Origin of the sequence: Mesorhizobium sp. M1E.F.Ca.ET.063.01.1.1 (assembly GCF_003998155.1) — a bacterium.
Classification (GTDB): Bacteria; Pseudomonadota; Alphaproteobacteria; order Rhizobiales; family Rhizobiaceae; genus Mesorhizobium.
Map to the genome: position 1 here is coordinate 1 of NZ_RZSC01000033.1, position 11,798 is coordinate 11,798.

Below are 11,798 nucleotides of genomic sequence, written 5' to 3' on the forward strand. Positions count from 1 at the left end.
CATCAGCGCCGAGCCACGTCTCGGCGCTGATGAGCGGCATCATGACCAAGGTCGCCATCTACGGCTTCGTCCGCGTGGTGTTCGACCTGTTGGGCGCGCCGGCGGCGAGCGGGCCGGGTTGCGCCGTGCGCATGGCGTCGAACGCATAGGTTCCCGCCGGCCCCGCCAGCAGGCCAAAGGCCAGCAGCAGCGCCAGCGTGCCGAAGCTTGCCATCACCAGATAGATGTAGGCAGCCCGCCTGTTCGCCTCGTCGCGGTGGTGCGCCATGACCAGCGCCCAGGAGGCGAGCGACATGAATTCCCAGGACAGCAGGAAGGCGAAGGCGTCGTTGGCCAGCACGACAAGGTTCATGCCGGCCAGAAAGGCCGGATAGAAGGGCAGCACGCGATGCGGCGCCGATTCGTGCTGACCATAGCCAAGGCCGTAGAGGCTGGTGACCGCGCCGCCCAGGTTGACGACGATCAGAAAGAAGGCCGACAGGCCGTCGAGACGGAACCGGGCGCCGGTCCATGGCAGGCCGAGCGGCAAGGTGACGGCGGACACCTCGCCGGGATTGCCCATGAGATGGCCTGCGACGATGACGAGCAGGGCGGCCGAGATGGCGAGCGCGGCGCCATAGACCAGACGCGTCGCCGAGGCACGTCGGCTGATGGCTCCGGCCAGGACGGCCGTGCCCAGAAGCGCTGCGGGACCGCACAACAGAAGAGCAACGGTCGAAATCACGGCAGGCTCCCGCCGGGCTCGGCATAGGCGGCGTCTGGCGCCTTGGCCGTGCCGAAGCCGGCTTTCAGCCGCACACCGCGCCCGCCGCCCTGGCTGACCGCGCCTTCCCCGATCAGTTCGATGCCGGCCACCTCGAGCGCCGCGATCAGTTTCATCAGCGAATCGACGTTGCCCCGGATGATCGAGCCGCTGGCTTCCATGCGCTGGATCGTTGGCACCGACAGGCCGGACAATTCGGCAAGCCGGCGCTGATCGATGCCCAGCAGCGATCTGGCGGCGCGCAATTGCGGTGCGGTTATCACCGACGAACTTTCTTGCTCAGTTTAAAATATGAGGTCTCGAATCTGTAGCATACATTAAAGTGCCTCATCGTCAATAAATGATGTTTGAGACATGGATGTTGATGGTAGCGTGAGCGAGGTTGGTCGCGTCGCAGGATCTCTTGATCGCTATCGCCCCAAATGCATGTCGCCCAAAACTGCGCAGCGGTTTGAGGAAGTGACACGCATCAAAACAAAGATCTTAGCGCGTCGCCTGAATCCGTCTTTCAGCGGCGCGCTTTGATTCCGCGCCCCAGGCGCCTCCGGCCTGAGATACACGGCAAGACAGCAGCAACAGATGGCCAGTCCGATGATAGGGGACTTCAGCGCGACGAGTGCCGGCCGGAATATCGATTGCGGATGCTGTGCCGGCGGCCAGCCGCCTCTGGCGAGCCGCTTACGACCTTGTCTTTCCGCCGAGCCGTCGGTCGAGCCAGACCAGCACCTCTCCCGCCGCCACGAAGCCGAGGGCGATCAGGAGGCTGTTGACGAGTGTCTGTTCCCAGCCGATCCTGGCGACATCGATAAAGGGATAGGGATAGCGGTTCTCCACCGCGCCGCGAAACAGGGCGTAGACGAGGTAGCCGATCGGGTAGAGCGCCCAGAGAAACGGGGCTTGCAAGGTAAGCGATCCCTTACGGACAAAGCCTAGCCAGAAAACAGTCGTCAGAGCCGGCGTCACCCGATGAAGCAGGACGTTGGCGAGTTGCGAGCCGCCCGTTAATTCCTTCAGGCCCTGCAGCAGGAGCCCATAGACGACGCCGACGAGCAGGATGTTGAGCAAGGTCGCGCCAAGCAGCCATGGCGTGGCGAACCGCGCCTTCGCCGCAACGCCGGTGAACACGATTGCCACCAAAAGATTGGTCGTGACCGTGAAATAGCCGAGCAGGGTCCAAACCACCCCGGGCCACGATGCCGGCCCGTCGGCGAGCGCGTGAAAATGCACCGCTATGCCAGCCCAGGCCGCCAATGCGATAATCGCTGCGAGGACCCGTGCCGAGGTGCCGTGCGTTTCGGGACCAGCCTGCGTCACGTCCTCGTGTCCGTTCTGCTCAACGCTCCGCCCGATGCGGACTTATAGACGTGCCGGTGGCTGGAGGAAACTCGGCCCGGATCGGAGAGGGGAGCGGCGGAAATCCGGCGAGCCGATCTTCGCGGTATCCAGTCATGCCCGCTCACCGGAAACGAAGAGGATACCCGCCTCCGTCACACAATAAGGCGCGTGGCGGAAATCGCGGATGCGGACGACCTCGTCGCCGCGCCATTCGAGAAGCACGAAGCCGCGCACCGCATTGTCCGCCTGCGGATTGCGGATCAGGATCGCCGGCTGGCCATCGACGAAGCCGAGCTGCAACGCCCAGTCGCTGACGCGGTCGTAATTGCCGAAATAGGTCGAAGCTTCCTTCTTGCCGCGCAAGCGGGTGCGGTTGACGACGTCGACCTGGATATCCTCGGCGATCAGCGCCCGGACCCCATCGAAGTCGCGCGCGTTGAACAGGTCGATGTAGCGGCGCAGCCGGCGCTCCTCTTCCGGATCGAGCCTGGGCACCGGCATGTCATCCGGCGCCGATGCCAGCGCCTTCAACTCCGCCCGGCCGCGATGCAGCGCAGCCTTGGTGGCGGCGAGTGTCGCGCCCGTCACCTCGCAGGTTTCAAAGAGGCTGAGGCCGAGCACATCGACCAGGATCACCGCGCTGCGCTGCGCCAGCGTAAGCCGCATGAAGCTGCGCAGGCTCGCCGCCGCCGCAAGCCTCGCCTCCGCGCTGGCGGAGAGGTCTTCCATTCCGGTCATGTCGGCCTCGGTCACGCGGGAGCGCTCCCGCTGGCGGCGGCGCAGATGATCCTGCGCCGCATTGTGGGCGATGCGGAACAGCCACTGCTCGGGGCGCTCGACCGCGGCGCCACCGTCGTGCGCGGCAAGCGCCTTCACCGCCGCCTCCTGGACGATGTCCTCGCCCTCGATCGTCGAGCCGGCCATGCGGGCCGCGTAGCGATGCAGTTTCGGGCGCAGGCCGACGAGCATGGCTTCAAGCGCCGCGCGGTCGAATTTCGCTGTGCTCATCGTTCCCGTTCTCTTGATCGCCGGCCCGCGAGCCATATCGTACCCGTCAGGCCGACACGGCCTCGTCGGCTTTCGCCAGCATATGATAGTTGCCGATGATCTTCGCCGCCGACCTGGCCAGCGGTGTCGAGCGTCGCTCGGCGTGATCGGCGCCGAAGGCCTTGAAAGCGTCGAGTTCGGTCAGCGCCGAGCTGTCTTTTTCATAACCGACGATGTGGACGAATTCGCCGTTGTCGAGTTCGAGCACGAGATATCGCACGGATTGCGGCCTCGTTTCATCCAGCGCTTCGAACACTTTCGCCACCAGCGCCCGGTTCTCGGCGATGCCGGTGTCCTTCACGCCGTAGCGGATGAGATTGTGGTTCATGGTCGTCTCCTTTGGTTGGTCCAAGGAAGACGTTTCGTGCGGCCGAAAGGATTCGCTGTCGGAGACTTTTTTGACCTGGCACCGCCAAATCTCCCCCCTTGAGGGGGAGATGTCGCCGAAGGCGACAGAGGGGGCCGCCGCGCGTGGAACGCCGACGCCTTTCGCGATAACAGACCGCGTTGGCGATCTATGTGAGACGACCCCCTCTGGCCTGCCGGCCATCTCCCCCTCAAGGGGGGAGACTGCTCAGGCGACCGCCTTGGCCGCCGCCCGTCCGGCGCTGCGGCCGGAAAAGATGCAGCCGCCGAGGAAGGTGCCTTCGAGCGCCGCATAGCCGTGCACGCCGCCGCCGCCGAAGCCGGCGACCTCGCCAACCGCGTAGAGCCCGGGCACCGGCTGTCCGGCGGCATCGAGCACGCGGCTGTCGAGGTCGGTCTGCAGGCCGCCCAGCGTCTTGCGGGTGAGGATGTTGAGGCGGACCGCAATCAGCGGGCCGCTTTCCGGATCGAGCATCTTGTGCGGCTTCGCCGTGCGGATCAGCCTGTCGCCGAGATAGGCGCGGGCGCCGCGCAGCGCGGTGATCTGCGCATCCTTGGAGAACGGGTTGTCGAGCTGCATATCGCGGGCGCGGATCTCGCGCTCGACCTGCGCGGCCTCCAGCAGCGGCTCGCCGGCCAGCGCGTTCATGCGCTTGACCAGGTTCGAAAGGTCCGTCTCGACGATGAAATCCTCGCCCTTTTCCATGAAGGCCTTCATCGGGCCGGGAATGCCCGATGTCGCGCGACCCAGCACCTGCCGCCAGCTTTTTCCCGTGAGGTCCGGGTTCTGCTCGGAGCCCGACAGCGCGAACTCCTTCTGGATGATCTTCTTGGTCAGGATGAACCAGGAATAATCGAAGCCGGTGCTCATGATGTGGCTGAGCGTGGCTAGAGTGTCGAAGCCCGGATAGAGCGGCACCGGCAGCCGTTTTCCGCGTGCATCGAGCCAGAGCGACGACGGGCCGGGCAGGATGCGGATCGCGTGCTCGGTCCAGATCGGCGCCCAGTTCTTGATCCCCTCGACATAGTGCCACATGCGGTCGCGGTTGATGATCGACCCGCCGGCCGCTTCGCTGATTGCCAGCATGCGGCCGTCGACGTGGTCGGGTACGCCGGTGATCATCCGCTTTGGCGGCGCGCCCAGACGCTGCGGCCAGTTCTTGCGCACCAGCTCATGATTGCCGCCGATGCCGCCTGAAGCGACGATCACCGCTTGCGCGTGGAACTCGAAATCGCCCACGACATCGCGCGAGCTCTTGTGGCCGCGCTCGACGCTGCTTGCCTCCAGCACGTCGCCGCGCACGCCGGTCACCGTCTTGCCGGTGCGCGTGATCTCATTGACCCGGTGGCGAAACTTGAATTGGACGAGTCCACGCTTTTGCGCCTCGCGCACGCGCAGGACGAAGGGTTCGATTATGCCGGGCCCGGTGCCCCAGGTGATGTGGAAGCGCGGCACCGAATTGCCGTGGCCGCTGGCATTGCCGCCGCCGCGCTCGGCCCAGCCGACCACGGGGAAGAATTTCAAGCCCCTCTCGATCAGCCAGGAGCGTTTCTCGCCGGCGGCGAAGCCGACATAGGCTTCCGCCCATTTGCGCGGCCAAAAATCTTCCGGACGGTCGAAGGCTGCGGTGCCCATCCAGTCCTCGAGCGCAAGGTCGTGCGAATCTCGGATGCGCATGCGTCGCTGCTCGGGCGAATCGACCAGGAAAAGTCCACCGAACGACCAGAAGGCCTGGCCGCCCAGCGATTGCTCCGGTTCCTGGTCGACGATGACGGTTGTTTTGCCGGCCTCGGCAAGCTCGGCCGCGGCGACGAGGCCGGCAAGCCCCGCGCCGACAATGATCACGTCCGCGTCGTCAGCCATCTTCTTTCTCCCCCCAAGCGTCCTGTTGGCGACCTGTCAGACTGGTTCCCAGCCGTCCTTGTCGCCGGCGCGGAAGATGGCGTCGATGACCTTCTGGTTGAGCACCGATTCCTCCAGCGTGAAGACGCGGTCCTTGCCGCCCTGGGCGGCGCGGACGAAGGCTTCGCATTCCAGCCGGTATTGCTGGGTGCCGGGGAAGCGGAACACCTGCGCCTCAGTGTGGTTCTGGTTGTGCAGTTCGATGCGGTGGTGGTCGTAGAGCCCGGCATTGAAGGGCGATAACACTTCGATGAAACCCTTCTCGCCGTGGAACACCATCACCTGGCGCGCCGCCATCTGCGTCGAGAGGTAGAAGGACAATTCGAAGTCGCCGAAATCGGCGCGGATCGAGGAATAGATGTCGGTGCCGAAGGTCTTGTCGCGCTCGATATTGGCCTGGACGCGGACCGGCTCCTTGCCGGTCGAGAACCGCGTCGACACCGTTGGGTAGACGCCGATGTCGGGCAGCGCGCCGCCGCCCAGGTCGAGCTGGTTGCGCATGTTCTTCGGGTCGACATTGTAATAGGAGAACGCGCCCTGCACATGGCGCAGCCGGCCGATGGCGCCGTCGGCGATGAGGTCGCGCACCTTGATCCATTGCGGGTGGTAGACGACCATGAAGGCCTCGCAGACCAGCACCTTCTTTTCGTCGCGCAGCTTGATCAGCGGCGGGATGTCCTTGGCGTCGAGTGCGAGAGGCTTCTCGACCAGCACATGTTTGCCGGCTTCTATCGCCCTTGCTGCCCATTCGACATGCTGCGAGGTGGGCAGCGGGATGTAGACACCGTCGACGTCCTTCGAGGCGAGCAGCTCCTCATAGGAGCCGAAGGCATGGCGGGCCCCGAAGCGGTCGGCCAGCGCGCGGGCCTTCGACAGATCGCGGCTGGCGATCGCCGACAGCACGCCGTTTTCCGAATCCACGATCGCCGGCAAAAGCTGCTCGCGGCCGATCTTGGCCGTCGACAGAACACCCCATCGGAACATCGTGCTTCTCCATGTCGATTTACAGGCGACGAGGTTTGCCCGAAATCGGCGGAAAAGCCAATGCGGTGCGCCAGTTCCTCGCCCCACGAAGTGGGGAGCCCGACGAAGCCGGGACGGAGAGGGGACTTCGTAAAGAGCCGGCCCCGGAGTCGAAGCTGCCTGATAGCCGCCAACTTCTCAGACGGCTTTGCCGTCGCGGAGGGCGTCCCCCGCTCCGTCTCGGGCTTCGCCCGAGCCACCTCTCCCCCGCCTTCGCGGGAGCAAGGAAAAGGGTCGCGCCTAGCCTCGTCTGCCCATCAGCGTCATGTTGAAGTCGACGACGTTGGAATAGAGCGGCGTGCCGACATCCATGCCGTAGCGCGACCTCAGCACCTTGCCGGTGACATGGAACTTGATCGTGCCGGACTTCAATCCGTCGAGCTCGGCCGTGAACTTTTCCGAAAACGTCTTGCCGCGCGCCGTCAAGCGGCCGGTGACAAGGGCCGTCGTGTCGCCGGTGCGTGTCACGTTTGTCGAGCGGAACTGGATCTCCGGGTTGTTGGCGCTGTCGAACACCGCGTCGGAGCGCAGGAAGGCATCGATGCGGCCTTGGCCGGTGCCGACGCTTTCCGGATAGATGGTGAGGTCGACCTTCGAGCGTCCGACATCGCTGTTGTCGATGCGGATCGTGCCCTTGAAGCGGCCGAAGGCGCCGTCGAAGCCGCCGCCGCCGGCCTTGCCGATGGTGAAGTGGATGCTGGAGCCCGAGGAGCTGATCGTGTAGCTGCCGGCGGCGTCGCTGAGAGCGACGGCCGCGTAGACAGGCATGGCAAGGCAAGCGGCAAAGGCCGCCAATCCGAGGATGCGCGCGGTCATGGGTTCGTTCCTTTCGGAGATACGCGTTCTTGCCCCATCAACGTATGACTGGCCCGCTCTATTCCCCGCCTGACGAAGGCGTGATTATGCGCCTCAGCACAGTATCGCGCAGCAGGAAATGGTGGCGCAGCGCCGCCGCTATATGCAGCGCGACCAGCGCGATGCCGGCATAGGCGAGATACCAGTGCGCGGCGGACCAGAAGCTTTCGGCGGCGTCGGATTCGGTGAGCGGCAGGTTGGGCATTACGAACTGGTTGAACGGCATGGTCGGGATTTCCAGCGTCGAGACCGAAACCAGCGCCCAGCCGGAAAGGGGCAGCGCGATCTGGAAGACATAGAGCGCGAAATGAGCGAGCGGCGCCGCCTTGCGCTCTAGTGTTCCGACCGAAACCGGCAAGGCCGGCGCCGCGTTGCCGAGCCGCCAGGCGATGCGCAGGATGATCAGCCCAAGCAGCAGGAAGCCGAAGGATTTGTGCAACTGGATCAGCTCGAAGGACGTCCGTTGGCTTTCGATCCGCACCATGACGAAGCCGAGCACGAACTGGCCGATGAAGATCGCGCCGATCAGCCAGTGGAGGATGATCATCGCCCAGCCATAACGGGTCGTGGTGTTGGTGATGGATGATTGCATGGTGTGCAAACGCCTTCGCTTCCGGCTTTCTTCCACCCTCCCCCTTGTGGGGAGGGTCGGCGCGAAGCGACGGGGTAGCGCCCTACGAGAACCCCCACCCCGATCCGCTATGCGGATCGACCCTCCCCACAAGGGGGAGGGTAGGCTAACCGCTGACCCTGAAGAAGTCGACGAAGGCCCTCAGCGCCGGCCGCATTTGGCGGCGGCTCGGATAATAGACGAAGAAGCCGTCGAAGGACGGGCACCAATCTTCCAGCACGCGGATCAGCCTGCCGTCGGCGAGCGGCGCCCACACATAGGGCTCGAAGACGAAGGCGAGCCCGGCGCCGTCGACCGCCGCCCGGGCGATCAGATGGTCCTCGTCGAGGATCAGCGGCCCTTGCGCGGCAATTTCGATCTCTTCGCCATCCTTCTCGAACTCCCAGCGGTAGAGGATGCCGCTGGAGAAACGGAAGCGGATACAGCGGTGATCGGCCAGATCGCGCGGATGGCGAGGTTTCGGCCTCGCCTCGAAATAGGACGGCGCGCCGACCACGGCGCCGCGAAGGTCGGGCCCGATGCGCACCGCGATCATGTCGCGCTGCAGGCTTTCGCCGAGGCGCACGCCGGCGTCGAACCCGCCTTCGACCACGTCGGTGAAGCGGTCCTCGATGACGATCTCCAGCACGATCTCGGGATAGGCGGCAGTGAAGGCGCCGAGCCGTGGCGTCAGCACCAGATGCGCGGCGGTGCGCGGCACGCTGAGCCTGAGATTCCCGGCTGGTCGGTCGCGCGCCTCGACCGCTGTTTCCAGCGCCAGGTCGATCTCGGACAGCGCTGGCCGCAGGCGCTCCAAGAGCTGCGCGCCCTCCTCGGTCGGGGAGACGCTGCGCGTGCTGCGCGCCAAGAGCCGCACGCCGAGCCGCGCCTCGAGGCTCGACACCGCGTGGCTCACCGCCGACGGTGCGATGCCGAGCTCGCGCGCGGCGCCGCGGAAGCTGGCGCATTGGGCGACGGCCGCGAGCACCGCGAGCTGGGAAAGGTTCGTTCGATTCATTGATCTATTTTATAGAGCAAGCTGTGCAAAAGAGACAGAATTATCGAACGCATTGCGAGGCGCTATCTCTCCCTCATCGCAACAAGGAGATGCGCCATGCAAACCCGCAAACTCGGAACTGAACTCGAAGTCTTCCCCGTCGGCCTCGGCTGCATGGGCATGAGCTTCGGCTATGGCGGCCAGCCGGAGGCGGAAGCGATCGCCACGCTGCGCCGCGCCGTCGAGATCGGCGTCACCTTCTTCGACACGGCCGAGGTCTACGGCCCTTATGAGAACGAGATTCTGCTCGGCAAGGCGCTGAAGCCGGTGCGTGACAAGGTGACCATCGCCACCAAGTTCGGCTTCAAGATTCTCGATGAGGGCACGGGCACCGACCGCATGGCCGGTGTCGACAGCCGCCCCGAGCACGTCAAGGCGGTGGCCGAAGCCTCGCTGAAGCGGCTCGGCACCGATGTCATCGACCTCTATTACCAGCACCGCGTCGATCCGAACGTGCCGATCGAGGACACGGTCGGCGCCATGGCCGAATTGGTGCGCGAGGGCAAGGTACGCGCGCTCGGCCTGTCGGAGGCAAGTGCGGCGACCATCCGCCGGGCCCATGCCGTGCACCCGATCGCCGCCGTGCAGAGCGAATATTCGCTGTGGAGCCGCGATCCCGAGGACGAGGTCTTCGCTGTCTGCCGCGAGCTCGGCATCGGCTTCGTGCCCTACAGCCCGCTCGGACGCGGCCTGCTCACCGGCACGCTCAGCAAGCCGGATGCGCTCGGCGCCGGCGACTGGCGCCTCGGCCTGCCGCGCTTCCAGGCCGAGGCCATGGAAGCCAACAACGCCGTCATCGCGGTGTTGGAAAAAATGGCGGCGGAAAAGGGCGTGACGTCGGCGCAACTGGCGCTCGCCTGGGTGCTGCACCAGGGCGATTTCATCGTACCGATCCCCGGTGCGCGAAAGCTCCGCCATCTGGAGCAGAACACGGCGGCGGCGGGGATCGCGCTGAGCGCGGCCGAGGTCGCGGCGATCGGCGATGCGCTGTCGCCCGACAAGGTGGTCGGCAAGCGCTACACGGAAGAGCTGCTGGCGCTGGTGAATGGGTGAAACCGGATCACTGGGCAATCGAGAGGGCCGCTTCGGCGGCCCCTCTTTGCACTTGCGACGCAAATGTTTGAAACGTTGGCGCGAGGCATCCCCCTCTGGCCTGCCGGCCATCTCCCCCGCAAGGGGTGAGATCAGATGTCGCCCTTGCTTTCGCTAATCGCCAACGTTGCAAAAGAGCGCCGCGGACGAAGCTGCCAATCTCCCCCCTTGCGGGGGAGATGCCCGGCAGGGCAGAGGGGGGTGCTGTCCCGCCGACATTAGGCTCCTTATCCGCTTGGCGATGGGGCTTCAGCCCTACCACGGCACCACACTAATCTCAGGCCAAGTCTCCCGCGCCCTGCTGCCCTTCGCCTCATGCGTCCGTTGGTTGTCCATCACCCGGTTCGGCACGATGCGAAACGAAAAAAGGTCGTCGAGCCCGAACGGTGCAACCAGCTCCAACGCCCCGTCTCCATCGAACCGCACCCCCACCGCATGCGCCGTCGAGGCAAAGTAGCTCACCGACTCGCTGGCGCTCGTATAGCGCGGGCACTCCTGCCCGAATTTCTTCGGATACCACAGATGCACCCGCGCCTGGTTGCGCACCTCGACCGGCAGCGCCAGGCCCTTGAAATGCTTCGCCGCCCGGCGGATCACCGCATCCTCGGCCTCGTAGGAGAGGTCGGCGTCGTCGAAATAGAACAGGTCGACGTCCTTGATGCCGTAGCCCGGCGGCTTGCCGGTCAGATGATTCCAGACGCTGTTGTAGAGCGCGCCGGAAACCACCAGCCAATCCGGCAGCGCAAGCGCGCGAACCCGTGCGAGCGTTTCGGCCAGCAGCGCATCGGCCGTGACGATGGCGAGAAAGGCCGCGCGCTGCTCCTCGAAAGGAAGGCCGGAATAACGGAGATGGTGCATCGCCCCTTTGGAGGACGATTCGCCACCTGCCGGCAATCCTCACAAGCAATTCCAGGAAAAAGTGCGTAGCGGTTTCCGTCCGGAATTGCGTAAGATGAGAGCCTTTCTAAGCTCTGAGCACGCCGCCCGTCTGCTTGTTGACGTTGTCGACGATGCGTTTTGCCAGCGCCTCGAAATCCTCGTCGGTCAGCGTCTTCTCGACAGGCTGGATCGAGACTTCGATGGCGATCGACTTCTTTGCCGCACCCAGCGCAGCGCCCTCGAAGACGTCGAACACCGAGACGCCGGTGACCAGCTTCTTGTCGGCGGCCAAAGCTGCCCGCACCAGCGTGCCGGCCTCGACCGACCTGTCGACGACGAAGGCGAAGTCGCGCTTCACTGCCTGGAACGGCGACAGCTCCAGCCTCGGCTTGGTGCGTGTCGGCTTGGCCTTCGGCTCCGGCACGGCGTCGACATAGATCTCGAAGCCGCAGATCGGCCCCGACGCGTCGAGCGCGTCCAGCGTCCTCGGATGGAACTCGCCGAAAGTGCCGAGCACGGTCTTCGGCCCGAGCTTGATCGTGCCGGAACGTCCCGGATGGTACCAGGCAGGACCGCCGGGCTCGAGCTGCAGCCGGTCGACCGGCGCGCCGCAGGCTTCAAGCGCCGCGATCGCATCGGCCTTGGCGTCGAACACGCCGACAGGTCCGGAATTGCCGGCCCAGCTGCGGCCCGAACCGTCGAGCTTGGCGGTGCCGCGCCGCACGCCGGCGGCGACGCGCCGCTGCTGGTCGGCCCCATCGCCCTCATAGGTGCCGGAGACCTCGAACAGCGCCACGTCGCCGATGCCGCGATCGCCGTTGCGCTGCGCGGCGGCGATCAGCCCGGGCAGCACCGAGGGCCGCATGTC

At 65.4% G+C, this 11,798-nt stretch carries 11 protein-coding genes and 2 pseudogenes; 1 reads left to right on the forward strand and 12 read right to left on the reverse strand.

Annotation, left to right across the window (positions count from 1 at the left end):
* Positions 1–118: 118 nt before the first annotated feature.
* The 10 genes and pseudogenes from EOA29_RS05070 to EOA29_RS05120 all read right to left on the reverse strand — a co-directional run.
* Positions 119–724, reverse strand: a pseudogene (locus EOA29_RS05070) (proton-conducting transporter membrane subunit); the annotation flags it as partial.
* Positions 721–1,026, reverse strand: a complete 306-nt coding sequence (locus EOA29_RS05075; RefSeq protein WP_126090889.1) for a helix-turn-helix transcriptional regulator — start codon at positions 1,024–1,026, stop codon at positions 721–723. The gene EOA29_RS05075 and the pseudogene EOA29_RS05070, both read right to left, overlap by 4 nt.
* A gap of 415 nt (positions 1,027–1,441) precedes the next feature.
* Positions 1,442–2,077 carry a Pr6Pr family membrane protein gene (locus EOA29_RS05080; RefSeq protein WP_126090888.1) on the reverse strand — a complete coding sequence of 212 codons (636 nt, stop codon included), beginning with the start codon at positions 2,075–2,077 and terminating at the stop codon, positions 1,442–1,444.
* 132 nt (positions 2,078–2,209) lie between these two features.
* Positions 2,210–3,106, reverse strand: coding sequence for an RNA polymerase sigma factor (locus EOA29_RS05085; RefSeq protein WP_126090887.1), 897 nt, complete (start codon positions 3,104–3,106; stop codon positions 2,210–2,212).
* Positions 3,107–3,152: 46 nt separating this feature from the next.
* Positions 3,153–3,473: a hypothetical protein gene (locus EOA29_RS05090; protein WP_245464833.1), complete on the reverse strand. Its 321-nt coding sequence runs from the start codon at positions 3,471–3,473 to the stop codon at positions 3,153–3,155.
* A 246-nt stretch (positions 3,474–3,719) separates the two neighbouring features.
* The gene (locus EOA29_RS05100; protein ID WP_126090886.1) at positions 3,720–5,375 is read right to left on the reverse strand and encodes an FAD-binding dehydrogenase; all 1,656 of its coding nucleotides are present in this window, start codon (positions 5,373–5,375) and stop codon (positions 3,720–3,722) included.
* A gap of 36 nt (positions 5,376–5,411) precedes the next feature.
* Positions 5,412–6,398 carry a Gfo/Idh/MocA family oxidoreductase gene (locus EOA29_RS05105; RefSeq protein ID WP_126090885.1) on the reverse strand — a complete coding sequence of 329 codons (987 nt, stop codon included), beginning with the start codon at positions 6,396–6,398 and terminating at the stop codon, positions 5,412–5,414.
* Between the two features lie 279 nt (positions 6,399–6,677).
* Positions 6,678–7,253, reverse strand: a complete 576-nt coding sequence (locus EOA29_RS05110; protein ID WP_126090884.1) for a YceI family protein — start codon at positions 7,251–7,253, stop codon at positions 6,678–6,680.
* Positions 7,254–7,311: 58 nt separating this feature from the next.
* A complete protein-coding gene (locus tag EOA29_RS05115) occupies positions 7,312–7,884 on the reverse strand; it encodes a cytochrome b (RefSeq protein ID WP_126090883.1) in 573 nt (190 codons plus the stop codon).
* Between the two features lie 145 nt (positions 7,885–8,029).
* Positions 8,030–8,920, reverse strand: coding sequence for a LysR family transcriptional regulator (locus EOA29_RS05120; protein WP_126090882.1), 891 nt, complete (start codon positions 8,918–8,920; stop codon positions 8,030–8,032).
* A gap of 96 nt (positions 8,921–9,016) precedes the next feature.
* On the opposite strand from EOA29_RS05120, the gene EOA29_RS05125 reads away from it, so the two are divergent.
* Complete coding sequence (locus EOA29_RS05125) at positions 9,017–10,012, forward strand: aldo/keto reductase (RefSeq protein ID WP_126090881.1); 996 nt, start codon at positions 9,017–9,019, stop codon at positions 10,010–10,012.
* A 294-nt stretch (positions 10,013–10,306) separates the two neighbouring features.
* On the opposite strand, the gene EOA29_RS05135 is transcribed toward EOA29_RS05125, so the two are convergent.
* Together EOA29_RS05135 and EOA29_RS05140 are read right to left on the reverse strand one after the other, a co-directional pair.
* Positions 10,307–10,909, reverse strand: coding sequence for a nucleotidyltransferase family protein (locus EOA29_RS05135; protein WP_126090879.1), 603 nt, complete (start codon positions 10,907–10,909; stop codon positions 10,307–10,309).
* A 106-nt stretch (positions 10,910–11,015) separates the two neighbouring features.
* Positions 11,016–11,798: pseudogene (locus EOA29_RS05140) on the reverse strand (phenylalanine--tRNA ligase subunit beta); the annotation flags it as partial.